The 14,201-nt window shown below is 69.4% G+C and carries 12 protein-coding genes and 5 tRNA genes; 6 read left to right on the top strand and 11 right to left on the bottom strand.

Annotated features, from left to right (window positions below; genetic code table 11):
* Positions 1-1,434 (bottom strand): 3-isopropylmalate dehydratase large subunit, encoded by a 1,434-nt coding sequence (gene leuC / locus AC3ETA_RS22340; protein ID WP_432194665.1) that lies wholly within the window; start codon positions 1,432-1,434, stop codon positions 1-3.
* Positions 1,435-1,635: 201 nt separating this feature from the next.
* Between leuC and ndgR the strand changes: the two genes are divergently transcribed.
* The gene (gene ndgR, locus AC3ETA_RS22335) at positions 1,636-2,352 is read left to right on the top strand and encodes an IclR family transcriptional regulator NdgR (protein WP_345017905.1); all 717 of its coding nucleotides are present in this window, start codon (positions 1,636-1,638) and stop codon (positions 2,350-2,352) included.
* Between the two features lie 222 nt (positions 2,353-2,574).
* Here ndgR and AC3ETA_RS22330 read toward each other — a convergent pair whose 3' ends face one another.
* Complete coding sequence (locus tag AC3ETA_RS22330) at positions 2,575-3,084, bottom strand: DUF4188 domain-containing protein (RefSeq protein WP_432194769.1); 510 nt, start codon at positions 3,082-3,084, stop codon at positions 2,575-2,577.
* 90 nt (positions 3,085-3,174) lie between these two features.
* Between AC3ETA_RS22330 and AC3ETA_RS22325 the strand changes: the two genes are divergently transcribed.
* Positions 3,175-3,828, top strand: coding sequence for a MerR family transcriptional regulator (locus tag AC3ETA_RS22325; protein ID WP_432194664.1), 654 nt, complete (start codon positions 3,175-3,177; stop codon positions 3,826-3,828).
* Between the two features lie 50 nt (positions 3,829-3,878).
* Here the strand turns inward: AC3ETA_RS22325 and AC3ETA_RS22320 are convergent.
* The 9 genes from AC3ETA_RS22320 to AC3ETA_RS22280 form a co-directional block, all read right to left on the bottom strand.
* Positions 3,879-3,951 (bottom strand) — tRNA-Glu (locus AC3ETA_RS22320).
* A 44-nt stretch (positions 3,952-3,995) separates the two neighbouring features.
* Positions 3,996-4,067 (bottom strand) — tRNA-Gln (locus tag AC3ETA_RS22315).
* Positions 4,068-4,087: 20 nt separating this feature from the next.
* Positions 4,088-4,160, bottom strand: a tRNA-Glu gene (locus tag AC3ETA_RS22310).
* A gap of 63 nt (positions 4,161-4,223) precedes the next feature.
* A tRNA-Glu gene (locus AC3ETA_RS22305) sits at positions 4,224-4,296 on the bottom strand.
* A gap of 21 nt (positions 4,297-4,317) precedes the next feature.
* Positions 4,318-4,389: transfer RNA gene (locus AC3ETA_RS22300), tRNA-Gln, on the bottom strand.
* 91 nt (positions 4,390-4,480) lie between these two features.
* A complete protein-coding gene (locus AC3ETA_RS22295; protein WP_432194663.1) occupies positions 4,481-5,212 on the bottom strand; it encodes an HAD family hydrolase in 732 nt (243 codons plus the stop codon).
* 222 nt (positions 5,213-5,434) lie between these two features.
* Positions 5,435-6,919, bottom strand: coding sequence for a glutamate--tRNA ligase (gene gltX, locus AC3ETA_RS22290; protein WP_432194662.1), 1,485 nt, complete (start codon positions 6,917-6,919; stop codon positions 5,435-5,437).
* The gene (locus AC3ETA_RS22285) at positions 6,912-7,697 is read right to left on the bottom strand and encodes a fumarylacetoacetate hydrolase family protein (protein ID WP_432194661.1); all 786 of its coding nucleotides are present in this window, start codon (positions 7,695-7,697) and stop codon (positions 6,912-6,914) included. The genes gltX and AC3ETA_RS22285 overlap by 8 nt, the downstream gene beginning before the upstream one ends.
* A gap of 177 nt (positions 7,698-7,874) precedes the next feature.
* The gene (locus AC3ETA_RS22280; RefSeq protein WP_432194660.1) at positions 7,875-8,057 is read right to left on the bottom strand and encodes a hypothetical protein; all 183 of its coding nucleotides are present in this window, start codon (positions 8,055-8,057) and stop codon (positions 7,875-7,877) included.
* Positions 8,058-8,621: 564 nt separating this feature from the next.
* Between AC3ETA_RS22280 and AC3ETA_RS22275 the strand changes: the two genes are divergently transcribed.
* From AC3ETA_RS22275 to AC3ETA_RS22260, 4 genes are all read left to right on the top strand, one after another.
* Positions 8,622-12,329 (top strand): sensor histidine kinase, encoded by a 3,708-nt coding sequence (locus AC3ETA_RS22275; RefSeq protein WP_432194659.1) that lies wholly within the window; start codon positions 8,622-8,624, stop codon positions 12,327-12,329.
* Positions 12,330-12,338: 9 nt separating this feature from the next.
* Entirely contained in the window at positions 12,339-12,752 is a 414-nt protein-coding gene (locus AC3ETA_RS22270) for a roadblock/LC7 domain-containing protein (protein WP_005479910.1), read from the top strand.
* Positions 12,753-12,864: 112 nt separating this feature from the next.
* On the top strand, positions 12,865-13,263 hold the full coding sequence (locus tag AC3ETA_RS22265) for a DUF742 domain-containing protein (RefSeq protein WP_003997626.1): 399 nt from the start codon (positions 12,865-12,867) through the stop codon (positions 13,261-13,263).
* Entirely contained in the window at positions 13,244-13,819 is a 576-nt protein-coding gene (locus AC3ETA_RS22260; protein ID WP_030051303.1) for a GTP-binding protein, read from the top strand. The genes AC3ETA_RS22265 and AC3ETA_RS22260 overlap by 20 nt, the downstream gene beginning before the upstream one ends.
* Positions 13,820-14,201 lie beyond the last annotated feature (382 nt).

Genomic DNA, 14,201 nt, shown 5'->3' with positions numbered 1-14,201 from the left:
TTATCGGACTCCAGCGGGCGTACGGGTCTCGGCGTCGGACAGATCGGCCGGGGAGGCCAGGTGGCCCAGGACCGCGGTCGCCGCCGCGACCTGCGGCGACACCAGGTGCGTACGGCCGCCCTTGCCCTGCCGTCCCTCGAAGTTGCGGTTGGAGGTGGACGCGGAGCGCTCACCGGGGGCCAGCTGGTCCGGGTTCATGCCCAGGCACATCGAGCAGCCCGCGTGCCGCCACTCGGCGCCGGCCTCCTTGAAGACGACGTCCAGGCCCTCGGAGACGGCCTGCAGACCGACCCGCGCGGAGCCGGGCACGACCAGCATCCGTACGCCGTCGGCGACTTTGCGGCCCTTCACGAGGTCGGCGGCGGCGCGCAGGTCCTCGATACGGCCGTTGGTGCAGGAGCCTACGAAGACGGTGTCCACCTTGATGGAGCGCAGCGGCTGACCGGCCTCCAACCCCATGTACTCCAGGGCCTTTTCGGCGGCGAGGCGCTCCGAAGCGTCTTCGTACGAAGCAGGATCGGGGACGGACGCCGAAAGCGGCGCGCCCTGGCCCGGGTTGGTGCCCCAGGTGACGAACGGCGACAGTTCGGCGGCCTCGATGACGACCTCGGCGTCGAACTCGGCGTCCGCGTCCGTCTTCAGCGTCTTCCAGTACGCGACGGCGGCGTCCCAGTCCTCGCCCTCGGGCGCGTGCGGGCGGCCCTCGAGGTAGTCGAAGGTGGTCTGGTCCGGGGCGATCATGCCCGCGCGGGCGCCGGCCTCGATCGACATGTTGCAGATGGTCATCCGGGCCTCCATCGAGAGCTTCTCGATGGCGGAGCCGCGGTATTCCAGGACGTAGCCCTGGCCGCCGCCGGTGCCGATCCGGGCGATGATCGCCAGGATCAGGTCCTTGGCGGTGACGCCGTCGGGCAGCTCGCCGTTGACCGTGATGGCCATGGTCTTCGGGCGGGCCATGGGCAGCGTCTGGGTGGCCAGCACGTGCTCCACCTGGGAGGTGCCGATACCGAACGCCAGACCGCCGAAGGCGCCGTGGGTGGAGGTGTGGGAGTCACCGCAGACGACGGTCATGCCCGGCTGGGTCAGGCCCAGCTGCGGGCCGACGACGTGCACGACACCCTGCTCGACGTCGCCCAGCGGGTGCAGCCGCACGCCGAACTCGGCGGCGTTCTTGCGCAGCGTCTCCAGCTGTACCCGGGAGACCGGGTCCGCGATGGGCTTGTCGATGTCGAGGGTCGGGGTGTTGTGATCCTCGGTGGCGATGGTCAGGTCGAGCCGGCGCACCGGGCGACCGCTCTTGCGGAGGCCGTCGAAGGCCTGCGGGCTGGTCACCTCGTGCAGCAGGTGCAGATCGATGAAGAGGAGGTCGGGCTCGCCCTCGGCGCGCCGGACGACATGGTCGTCCCAGACCTTCTCCGCGAGTGTCCTACCCATCGCTTTCCCTCCGGCCGGTTTACGGTCCACCGGCCCAACTAGAGATCTTGAGAAGGCGACCGGCGCCCGCGCCCCTGCTTCCGGGCGTCCGCCGCCAGGCCCGTTCGGTTCACGGGCCGCTCTGCCTTCGTTCTTCCAGAGTGGCGTGTTCCACGGAAAATTGAACTTGCGTTTCACAGAGTGAGACGCGAGTATCGTTTCATGGACAACAGTAGCGGCGTCGGCGTTCTGGACAAGGCAGCCCTTGTCCTGAGCGCCCTGGAGTCCGGTCCGGCCACCCTCGCAGGGCTCGTCTCGGCCACCGGACTGGCACGACCCACGGCCCATCGGCTGGCCGTGGCTCTGGAACACCACCGCATGGTGGCGCGTGACATGCAGGGCCGTTTCATTCTCGGCCCTCGCCTGGCAGAACTGGCCGCGGCCGCGGGTGAGGACCGTCTCCTCGCCACCGCGGGACCGGTACTCACCCACCTCCGTGACGTCACGGGCGAGAGCGCGCAGCTCTACCGCCGCCAGGGCGACATGCGCATCTGCGTCGCCGCCGCGGAACGCCTGTCCGGCCTTCGGGACACGGTCCCGGTCGGCTCGACGCTCACGATGAAGGCCGGTTCGTCGGCACAGATCCTCATGGCCTGGGAGGAGCCGGAGCGTCTGCACCGCGGCCTCCAGGGCGCCCGCTTCACGGCCACCGCGCTCTCCGGCGTACGGCGCCGGGGCTGGGCCCAGTCGATCGGCGAGCGCGAGCCGGGCGTCGCGTCCGTCTCCGCGCCGGTGCGCGGCCCGTCGAACCGTGTGGTCGCCGCCGTCTCGGTCTCCGGCCCCATCGAGCGCCTGACCCGCCACCCCGGCCGCATGCACGCCCAGGCGGTCATCGACGCCGCGTCCCGCCTCTCGGAGGCCCTGCGCCGCACGGGCTGACACGCGCGGCACGGGTCGTACGCCCCTGGGAGAAGCCGGCCTCAACGCCGCGGCCGGTTTCTCCAGGGCGAGCGGACCCACCCCAGGAGCCCGGGGAACTGCGCGACCAGCCACGCACCACCCGCACACGCCCCGCATCCGAGCCCCGACGGCGCAGAATCTGCAACCACCGGCCGTCCGCCGTCCGTGACGCCGTCGTGGCTGGTCGCGCCCCGCGCCCCCTTACGGCGTCGCACTCCCGGAGCGATGGGCGAACCGGTCCTTCGCGTACCGCCCGCGCGCAGCGACCGGCACCTGACCGTGCGCCGCCGCCAGCCCGAACGCCGGCATGTCCGCGTAGATCGACTCGTACGCCCCCTCGGGCACCACGTACGCCTCGTGCCAGATGCCTACGTGCCCGCGCACCTTCCCGGCCCGCTCCTTGCGGTTGATGATCCCCCACACCTTGTGATGGAACATGTCCGGCGCCGCGGCGTACGCGTACAGCTTCTCCTTGGACTCCCAGTACTGGACGATGTAGTACGTCCGCGGTGAGGCCGTGAGCAGCACGCGCCCCAGCAGCCCCCGGTCGCCGTCGCGCGCAAGCTCCCCCAGCATGCGGAACATCGACAGCATGACCGGCAGCCACTGGTGCACCGCCCAGAAGTGGTTGATCCGCATTCCGATCAGCAGCACCACCACATCACCCTCGGCATCCGCGGTCGTACGACCCGGCACCGGCTTCGCGAACATGGCGTCCCCCATGACTCCCTTGTCGGATAGCGGCACTATCCTTCTGTGCGGTGCTTGGATAGTGGCACTGTCCAATGAGAGGCGCAAGACATGCGGCTGGCCGAGCTCAGCGAGCGCAGCGGGGTGCCCATCGCGACGATCAAGTACTACCTGCGCGAAGGCCTGTTGGCGCCGGGCCGGCAGCTCAACGCCCGCACCGCCGAGTACGACGAGGAGCATCTGCGCCGGCTGCGCCTGGTGCGCGCGATGATCCAGGTCGGCAGGGTGCCGGTGGCGACGGTCCGCGAGGTGCTCGGGCACGTCGACGACGACTCGCTCCCCCGCACGATCCGTATGGGCGCGGCCCTGTGGGCCCTGCCGCAGGTGCCCGAGCCGGACGAGGAGGACGAGTACGTCCGCTCCGCGCACGAGGTGGCCGACCAACTGCTGGAGTCCCTGGGCTGGTCGAACGCGCAGGCCCTGGTCACCATCTCGCCCTCCTACCGTTCGCTGGTGGTGGCGATGGCCGCGCTCCGACGGCTCGGCTACGACTGGGATCCGCAACTGCTGCTGGCGTACGCGCGGTTGATGCACGGTGCGGCCGCCCTCGACCTGGACTTCGTGGAGACCCACGGCTCGGAGGCGGAGAAGGTCGAGACGGCGGTTCTGGGGGCGGTCCTGGTCGAGCCGATGCTCCGGGCCCTGCACCGGCTGGCCCAGGAGGAGGAGTCCGCGCGGCGGTACGGCTTCGGCGAGCAGGAGTGACGCAGGCACGACGAAGGCCCTCCACCGAGGTGGAGGGCCTTCACTGTGTGTACCCCCGACCGGATTCGAACCGGCGCTACCGCCTTGAGAGGGCGGCGTGCTAGGCCGCTACACAACGGGGGCGTGGATCTTACGAGCGTTTGAAACAACACCGCCGCAGATCCGAGCTGGTCTACCTGGACTCGAACCAAGACTAACTGAACCAGAATCAGTCGTGCTGCCAATTACACCATAGACCAATGTGGTTTAGACCAGTTCGTACCCCCGACCGGATTCGAACCGGCGCTACCGCCTTGAGAGGGCGGCGTGCTAGGCCGCTACACAACGGGGGCCCTAGCGATCCTGCATCGAAGTCGGCGGGAGCTACCCGAAACCGTCCTCGCGGGAAGGATCTGTACCCCCGACCGGATTCGAACCGGCGCTACTGCCTTGAGAGGGCAGCGTGCTAGGCCGCTACACAACGGGGGCTTTGCAGATGAGCTCTGCGAGCTGGCCTACCTGGACTCGAACCAAGACTAACTGAACCAGAATCAGTCGTGCTGCCAATTACACCATAGGCCACTGGAACGCAAGCCCCTGTGGGGATCTTGTTCTAGTTTGCTCCTCCGGTTCCCGGCCTTTCGGCCCGCTCCCCGGCGGCGCAGGAAGAACATTACCTGAAGGTGGACGGGGCTCCAAAACGGGTATCCGCGCCGAGGATCGCGGGGAGTTCGGCGAGGGAGGCGATCCGGCGCGGTCCGCCGAGGCCGTCGTCGCTGGTGTACGCCCCGTCACGGTCGATCCACACCGACACCAGCCCGGCCTCCGCGGCACCGCGCCCGTCGATCTCCGGGTGATCCCCCACATACGCCACCTGGTGCGGGGCGAGGTCGAGGGCTGCGCAGGCGGCGTGGAAGGCGCCGGCCTCCGGCTTGGAGACACCCAGCTCGACGGCGCACAGGATCGCCTCGAAACGGTCGTGGACGCCAAGGACGCGCAGCTTGCGGTCCTGGACGGTGAGGCTGGAGTTGGACAGCACCGCGTGCCGGTGGCTGGCGGCGAGGGCGTCGAGGACGGGCAGGACGTCCGGGAAGAGACTCCAGACGGTCTCGTAGTGCGCGATGTAGCGCTGGAACCAGGCATCGGCCTGCGCGTCGCTCAGCTCCTCGCCCAGGAAGACCCGTACCCGGTCCCGGCGCTGCCCCTCGAAGGACACCTCCCCCGCGGAGAACCGCATCCACTGGGCATCGGTGATCTCCCGCCAGCGCGCGAGGGCCTGCTGGACGCTGTCATACGCGTCCAGCAGGCCCTCGGCCGCCAGGTGCAGGCGCATTCCGGCCCGGTCGGCGCCCGTGTAGTCGAAGAGGGTGTCGTCGACGTCCCAGACCACGGCACGAATGCTCATGATCCGACGGTAGCCTCTGGCACCCGGCTCCGTCCGTCCACCGTGGAAGTCCTTGATTCGGTGCGGCGAAGCAACTGGTCACACGGCCCCGCAGCTGTCGCCGGACGCGTCCCTTGCGGTGAGCGCAGGACTGCGCGTGACCTGACAGCGGGTGAACGGGCGTATTTCGAGGTGGAATTATGCGCACCTCGTGATCTTCGTACAGGGCTCGTGATCAAGCGCCTACGCCGTCAGCTTCGCCAGTGCCGCGTCGATCCGGGACAGGGTCGTGTCCTTGCCCAGGACCTCCAGGGACTCGAACAGGGGCAGGCCCACCGTGCGGCCGGTGACGGCGACGCGGACCGGGGCCTGGGCCTTGCCGAGCTTGAGGCCGTGGGCCTCACCGGCGGCAAGGACGGCCTCCTTCAGGGACTCCGGGGAGGACCAGTCGGCGGCGTCCAGCTTCTCGCGGGCGGTGCGCAGCAGGGCGTCCGAGCCCTCCTTCATCGCCTTCGTCCAGGACGCCTCGTCGAAGACCGGCTCGGCGAGGAAGAGGAAGTCGACGTTGTCCGTGATCTCCGACAGGACCTTCAGACGGGTCTGCGCGTGCGGGGCGATCGCCTGCCACTTCACCTCGTCGAAGGCCTCGGGGGCCCACGGGGCGAACGGGGCCCGGAGCCAGGGGCGGCAGCGCTCGGTGAAGTCCTTCACGTCGAGCAGGCGGATGTGGTCGCCGTTGATCGACTCGCACTTCTTGAGGTCGAAGCGGGCCGGGTTGGGGTTCACGTCCGCGATGTCGAAGGCCGCGACCATCTCGTCCATCGTGAAGATGTCCTGGTCGGCAGAGAGCGACCAGCCCAGCAGGGACAGGTAGTTGAGCAGACCCTCGGGCAGGAAGCCGCGCTCGCGGTAGAGGTTCAGCGAGGACTGCGGGTCGCGCTTGGAGAGCTTCTTGTTGCCCTCGCCCATCACGTACGGCAGGTGGCCGAAGGCCGGGGTCTGCTTGGCGATGCCGAGCTCGGTCAGCGCCTTGTACAGGGCGATCTGGCGCGGGGTGGAGGAGAGCAGGTCCTCGCCGCGCAGGACGTGGGTGATCTCCATCAGGGCGTCGTCGACCGGGTTGACGAGCGTGTACAGCGGGGCGCCGTTGGCGCGGACGATGCCGTAGTCCGGGACGTTCTCCGGGGTGAAGGTCAGCTCGCCGCGGACCAGGTCCGTGAAGGTGATCGTCTCGTCGGGCATGCGGAAGCGGACGATCGGGGCGCGGCCCTGGGCCTTGTACTCCTCGACCTGCGCGTCGCTCAGGTCGCGGCAGTGGCCGTCGTAGCCGGAGGGCTTGCCGGCGGCGCGGGCGGCCTCGCGGCGGCTGTCCAGCTCCTCCTGGGAGCAGTAGCAGTGGTAGGCGTGGCCGCCGTCCAGGAGTTTCTGCCCGACCTCCTGGTAGAGGTCCATGCGCTGCGACTGGCGGTACGGCGCGTGCGGGCCGCCGACCTCGGGACCCTCGTCCCAGTCGAAGCCCAGCCAGCGCATCGAGTCGAGCAGCTGGTTGTAGGACTCCTCGGAGTCGCGGGCCGCGTCGGTGTCCTCGATGCGGAAGACCAGAGTGCCCTGGTGGTGCTTGGCGAACGCCCAGTTGAACAGGGCGGTGCGGACCAGGCCCACATGGGGGTTACCGGTGGGCGAGGGACAGAATCGGACGCGGACTGGGGAGCCGGGTGCGCTAGCCACGCTTGACAACCTTGTTGGTGAGAGTGCCGATGCCTTCGATGGTGACGGCGACCTCGTCGCCGACGTTGAGGGGGCCGACCCCTGCCGGGGTGCCCGTGAGGATCACGTCGCCGGGGAGGAGCGTCATGGCCTCGGTGATGTTGACGATCAGATCCTCGATGCGGTGGATCATCTCGCTGGTGCGGCCGAGCTGGCGCTGCTCGCCGTTGACGGTGAGCTGGATGGTGAGGTCGGACGCGGCCTCGAGGTCCAGGCCGGTCTCCACCCAGGGGCCCAGCGGGCAGGAGGTGTCGAAGCCCTTGGCCCGGGCCCACTGCTTCTCGCGTCTCTGGACGTCCCGGGCGGTGATGTCGTTGGCGCAGGTGAAGCCGAAGACGACGTCCTTGACGCGCTCGCGCGGGACCTCGCGGCACATACGGCCGATGACGACGGCCAACTCGGCCTCGTGGTGGAGGTCCTCGGTGAAGGACGGGTACTGGATCTCGTCGCCGGGGCCGATCACCGCGGTGGAGGGCTTGAAGAAGGCGAACGGGGCGTCGGGCACCTCGTTGCCGAGTTCGCGCGCGTGCTCGGCGTAGTTGCGGCCGAAGGCCACGACCTTGTTGGGGAGCACCGGGGGCAGCAGCCTGACCTTGCTCAGCGGGACCTTCGTGCCGGAGAGCTCGAATTCCGCGAACGGGATGCCCTTGATGATGTCGAGGACGAGCTCGTCCGGCCTGTCACCCTCGACCGCGCCGAAGGCGACGTTCCCGTCGATGGAGAATCTGGCGATGCGCACGGGATCCTGCGCCCCTCACTTGAACCGGCTGGAGTCTGACGCTCCAGGCTAGCGCGGCAAGGGGCGGGCGCCTCGCCCATTGTCGCGGGCGCCATCACGGTTGTGGGGCGCGCGCGGAACCCGTCGCACGGGCCGATTGTTCGTACGCGGTTGAACAATCGGCCCAGGGCCCGCGTACTACTGGGCGGCGGCGGTGACGGGGGCCTTTTCAAGGATGGTGCGCCTGGGGTTGGCGGTCTGGGCGGGAAGATCGACGGAGTGCTCCGGCTGCTGCGGGATGTGCAACCCCTCGGCGTCGGCGAGGTGGGCCAGCGTCGTGCGCCGCGGGTTGGCTATCGTGCGGATGATCGTCGTCTTCACGGCTGTACTGGGTCCTGTCGTAGCGGGTTGGCAGAATCATCCCTCTTGTAAAACGCCAGGCTAAACATGCAATTCCCGCGAGAAGCCGCGAAGACCGCTTGATCGGTATGTGAGTTTGCTCACGGCCCGACGGATAAACCGGTCAATTCAGACTCGCATTCCAGCCCGGCGAAACGGACATCAACCCCCTGAACCTGTCATTCCGCTCCTGATCATGGCGACTGGGACACCTTTCACGCGCGAGCGGCTCGCGGGGAAAAGTCCGTTATGAGGGAGATTAGTTTCTACGGCAGGTAATCTCGCACTCACATGGCGTCATGTATGTCACGGCTCGGCCTACGGGCCTTGTTGGAGATCCTGCGCTGTGCTGGAATCTCACGGACCGCCGCAGGATCTAGCCGGCGCACAGGGGGCGCACCGAGCGCCGAGTGGCGGCGAGATAGGGGGAACCAGCGCCGGTCACTCACGACCATCAGGGAGCGTGTTCAGGACGCTCTCTAATACGCCGACACCGTGTCCGTCCGTTCACGCGGAAGGGCGCCTGGTCCAGAGGTTGCGACGCTAGTGCAGGGACGTTTCAAGAGGGATGGCAGCGCTTCGGCGGAGCCGGAGCACGGCGGGACCGACCGAGGTCCCTCGCCCCAGCACGCCCAGAACCCGGGCCCGACCGCGTCCGTGGACGGCGGTGAGCGCTCCGGGCGCCCCGCCGTGTCGGCGTCTTCGAGCACGGCGAACCCCACCGCGCCGCCGGCCAGGGCTCCGAAGAGCCCCGTCGGCCCGGGATCGCGAATAGCCCTGCGCAACTGGCGTATCTCCACACGCCTCGTCGCGCTGCTGACGCTCCCGGTGGTCGCGGCCACCTCGCTGGGCGCCCTGCGCATCAGCGACAACATGGACGACATCCAGCAGCTCGAGAACATGCGGTTGCTGACGGACATGACCAAGCGGGCCACCGAGCTGGCCGCCGCGCTCCAGGAGGAGCGCGACCAGTCCGCCGGTCCCCTAGCGCACGGCGCCAAGGCCTCCGACTACACGGTCAAGGGCTACCGGGACAAGACGGACCGGGCCATGTCGGGCTTCATCGAGGCCTCCGAGGAGATCGACGACAACACCAAGGACGGCAATCTCAAGGGCGTCCGCGACAACCTGGTCCTGCTCCTCAGCGACCTGAACGCCATCGAGAAGATCCGCAACACCGCCTACGAGGTCGACGGCAACTCCACCCAGACGGTGGAGGCCTACCACCGGCTGATCACCAATCTGCTGGGCCTCTCCCAGGACATGGCGGAGGCGACCAGCAACCCGGAGATGATCCAGAGCACACGTGCTCTGTCCGCCTTCTCCACCGCCAAGGAGTACGCCTCCATCCAGCGAGCGGTCCTCGCCGCGGCGCTCCCCGCGAACAACACCTCGCGGGGCGAGCTCACCGAGAACGACCGCCTCTACGCGTCCTCCGCGCTGACGAGCCAGAAGTCCGAGCTGCGTCAGTTCAAGAGCATCTACGGCGCCGAGTCCGCCGAGCTGCTCAAGCCCATCGAAGAGGGCAACCCGACGATCGCGGCCACCGACAAGTACGCCGGCCGCGCCCTCGTCAACCCCAACGGCCTCCGCGACCTGGACCGCCGCTCCTACCGCGACTGGGTCGACGACAGCACCACCAAGCTCCAGGGCATGCGCGCCATCGAGACCACGCTGCTCGAGGAGATGGAGCAGAAGGCCCGCGAGCTGCGCAACGCCTCCGAGCGCGAGGCGATCTTCTCCGGTGCGCTGATCCTGATCGTGCTCGGTGTCTCGCTCGTCGGCGCCTTCGTCGTGGCCCGCTCCATGATCCGCTCGCTGCGCCGTCTGGAGGAGACCGCCACCAAGGTCGCCTCGGACCGACTGCCCGAGCTGGTCAAGCAGCTCTCCGAGTCCGACCCGCAGGACGTGGACACCTCCGTGGAGTCGGTCGGTGTGCACTCCCGGGACGAGATCGGCAAGGTGGCCGCGGCCTTCGACGACGTCCACCGCGAGGCGGTCCGCCTCGCCGCCGAGCAGGCCCTGCTGCGGGGCAACGTCAACGCGATGTTCACCAACCTCTCGCGCCGCTCCCAGGGCCTCATCCAGCGTCAGCTGTCGCTGATCTCCGAGCTGGAGTCCCGCGAGGCCGACCCGGACCAGCTGTCCTCGCTGTTCAAGCTCGACCACCTCGCGACCCGCATGCGCCGTAACGGTGAGAACCTCCTCGTTCTCGCCGGTGAGGAGCCCGGCCGCCGCTGGACCCGTCCCGTCCCGCTGGTCGACGTGCTGCGTGCCGCCGCCTCCGAGGTGGAGCAGTACGAGCGCATCGAGCTGGCCGCCGTGCCGACCACCGAAGTGGCCGGACGCGTGGTCAACGACCTTGTGCACCTGCTCGCCGAGCTGCTGGAGAACGCCACCTCGTTCTCCTCGCCGCAGACCAAGGTCAAGGTCACCGGTCACGCGCTGCCCGACGGCCGGGTGCTGATCGAGATCCACGACACCGGTATCGGCCTCTCCCCCGAGGACCTCGCGGCGATCAACGAGCGGCTCGCCTCGCCGCCCACCGTGGACGTCTCGGTGTCCCGCCGCATGGGTCTGTTCGTGGTCGGTCGTCTGTCGCAGCGCCACGGCATCCGCATCCAGCTGCGCCCGTCCGACTCCGGTGGTACGACCGCGCTGGTCATGCTCCCGGTCGACGTCGCCCAGGGCGGCAAGAAGCCGGCCGGTGGCAAGCCCGGCCCGAACGGCCCCGGTGCCTCCGGTGGTCCGGCCGCAGCGCAGGCCGCCGCCGGTGTGGCAGCCGCGCGTCGTCAGGCCCAGGCCGGCGGCGGCGCCCAGGGCGGTGCGCTCGGCGCCGGTGCGGCCGGCGGTGGCCGGCTCGGTGCCGGTCAGGGACCGCGGGCCGCGCTGCCCGGACGTGACGGCGCTCCGCAAGGCGGACCGCGCGGGCAGCAGGGCCCGGGTGTCCCGCCGCAGGGCCGGCCGTCCCCATCGTCCGGTGCGGGCGCCGGCTTCGGCGGCCAGGCTCCGGGTGCTTCGCAGGGCATGCAGTCCGCGGGCATGGGCATGGACGCGTTCGGCGGCCAGGACGCCTTCGGCGGCAACCGTGGCCGCGAGCAGTCCCGCCAGGGCGGCTCCCAGGCTCCGCAGTCGCCGCCCCCCGGTGGCGAGAAGGGCCGTCGTGGCCGTACGCCGCAGCTGCCGCCGCGCGGTGGTCCGCGTGCCGAGCTGCCGGGTGCCGGCCAGCCCTCGCGCCCCAGCTGGAGCGACGAGAACGCACAGCCGCCGGTGCCGCGCGCCTCGCTCGACGCCCCGCGCGGGCACGACGAGGACCCCGCACAGACCTCCCGGATGCCGCGCATCGACGACCGGCAGGGCCCCGGCTCCACCTCGGAGTTCGCCCGCCCGGACTTCGACGCCCCGGCCCCCGGCGGCTACAACCCGCAGAACACGGGCCAGTTCGCCCGTCCCGACGTGCCGCAGAACGGCGGCGCGAACGGATCGCAGAACTCGGGTCAGTTCGTCCGACCGGACGTCTACGGCTCCCCGGGCCAGAACAACCCGTCGCAGACGGGCCAGTTCGCCGCACCGCAGGCGTACGACGGCAGCTCGACGGGGCAGCACGCCCTGCCCGGCCGCCAGAACGGCGACTCCACCGGCCAGTTCGAGCGGCCCCAGGTCAACGGCACCTACGGCGGCAACTCCGGCCTCGTCGGCCCGGCGCAGCCCCCGGTACCGCCGCGTCCGCAGCAGCCGCCGCGCCAGGAGCCCGAGGCCCTGCCGCCCGCCGCGGGTCCCGGCGACGGACGTACCCCGCTGTACGACACGCTGGAGACCAACTGGTTCCACGGCGGTCCGCAGGGACGTCATCCCGGTGCCGGCGGTTCGGCCCCCTCGTCCGCTCGGTACCAGGAGCCGCAGGCTCCCGCCGAGCGGCCGCAGCAGTCCTCTGCTCCCCAGCGTCCCGCGTCGACGGCCTGGCGCAGCTCGCCGAACGACGATCTCGTCCGGCAGGCTGAACGCGTCCGGCAGCCTGCCGCGGGCGGTGTCACCACCTCCGGCCTGCCGCGCCGGGTGCCCAGGGCGAACCTCGTCGCGGGTACGGCTCAGCAGCAACAGCACCAAACCGGTCCGCAGGTCTCGCGTGCGCCCGATGACGTACGCGGTCGGCTGACCAATCTCCGTCGGGGTATCGCACAGGGTCGTCAGGCCGGTACCGGTACCGGTCAGACCGGCAGCTTCCCGAGCCCCACTCACCAGCAGGAGCGTTAGTTGAGCCAGATGAGCCAGGCGGCACAGAATCTCAACTGGTTGATCACCAACTTCGTGGACAACACCCCTGGTGTGTCCCACACCGTCGTCGTGTCCGCCGACGGTCTGCTGCTGGCGATGTCGGAGGGCTTCCCGCGCGACCGAGCCGACCAGCTGGCGGCCGTCGCGTCGGGCCTGACCTCGCTGACGGCGGGCGCGTCCCGGATCTTCGAGGGCGGCGACGTCGCCCAGACCGTCGTGGAAATGGAGCGAGGGTTCCTTTTCCTGATGTCGGTCTCGGACGGCTCGTCTCTCGCCGTTCTCGCCCACCCCGAATGCGACATCGGCCTCGTCGGCTACGAGATGGCGCTGCTGGTCGACCGCGCGGGCGCGGTTCTCACGCCCGACCTGCGCGCCGAACTGCAAGGCAGTCTGCTCCACTGATCGCCCGGATCCAACCCGTCTCACCAAATCACCGTCCGGCCGCCACAATCCCCCCACCGGCCCTCACCCAGACGGCTCGACTGACCGACTTGCTGTCCAGCCCGGAGGATTCATGACCCCGCCCACCGCCTCTCATGATCCGTACGCGGAGCCGTACGAGGATGAGGGCGACCAGCCGCTGGTACGTCCGTACGCGATGACCGGTGGCCGGACCCGGCCGCGGTACCAGCTGGCCATCGAGGCCCTCATCAGCACGACGGCCGACCCGGCAGCGCTCATGGGGCTCCTCCCGGAGCACCAGCGGATCTGCCACCTGTGCCGTGAGGTGAAGTCGGTCGCCGAGGTCTCCGCTCTGCTGTCCATGCCGCTGGGCGTGGCCAGGATCCTCGTCGCGGACCTCGCCGAAGCCGGCCTGGTCGCCATCCACCAGCCGGGTGGCGACGAGAACAACGGCGGCGCTCCGGACGTGACGCTGCTCGAAAGGGTGCTCAGTGGACTTCGCAAGCTCTGAACCGGGTCGGGCGACCACTTCCGCCAAGATCGTGGTGGCGGGTGGCTTCGGCGTGGGCAAGACCACGTTCGTCGGCGCCGTCTCGGAGATCAACCCGCTGCGCACCGAGGCCGTCATGACGTCCGCGAGCGCGGGCATCGACGACCTCACGCACACCGGTGACAAGACCACCACCACGGTGGCCATGGACTTCGGCCGTATCACGCTGGACCAGGACCTGATCCTGTACCTGTTCGGTACGCCGGGCCAGGACCGCTTCTGGTTCATGTGGGACGACCTGGTGCGCGGCGCCATCGGCGCGGTGGTGCTCGTGGACACCCGGCGCCTGGCCGACTGCTTCCCCGCGGTCGACTACTTCGAGAACAGCGGCCTGCCGTTCGTGATCGCCCTCAACGGCTTCGACGGACACCAGCCCTACACGCCCGACGAGGTGCGCGAGGCACTTCAGATCGGTCCGGACGCGCCGATCATCACGACCGACGCCCGGCACCGGGCCGATGCCAAGAGTGCGCTGATCACGCTGGTCGAACATGCGCTCATGGCCCGGCTGCGGTAGGGCAAGTCGGCAGCGCCATACGGCAGTTGTCGTAGATGTGCCGGAGCCGGCTGTGGCCTTTGACACGGTCGGCTCCGTTGTTCATAACGTTTCGGCAGAGGAATCGGGTGGTACGGCCACTCGTCGCGGTCAAGCGGTCTCGCTGCGCGCACAAAAGCCCCGCCTTTTGGCGGGGCTCGTTCTTTATGACCGTTTTATCTAGGGCATTCACGGCTCGGAATCTGCTCCTTCCACTGTTTGGAAGAGCGCAGGCCCACGTGCTGGAATGCGAGAACTGCCCAATAGTCAAAGACGTACTCAGCGGTACTGCGTACTCCTCGATGACGAACTGGGCTCTGAGACACTGCGGCACAACGTTAGGTGCCGACCCCGCCGGAAGGTT

Source organism: Streptomyces sp. bgisy027 (assembly GCF_057710365.1).
The sequence above is the reverse complement of the archived record's forward strand: the minus strand, read 5'-3'. Positions and strand labels throughout refer to the sequence as shown.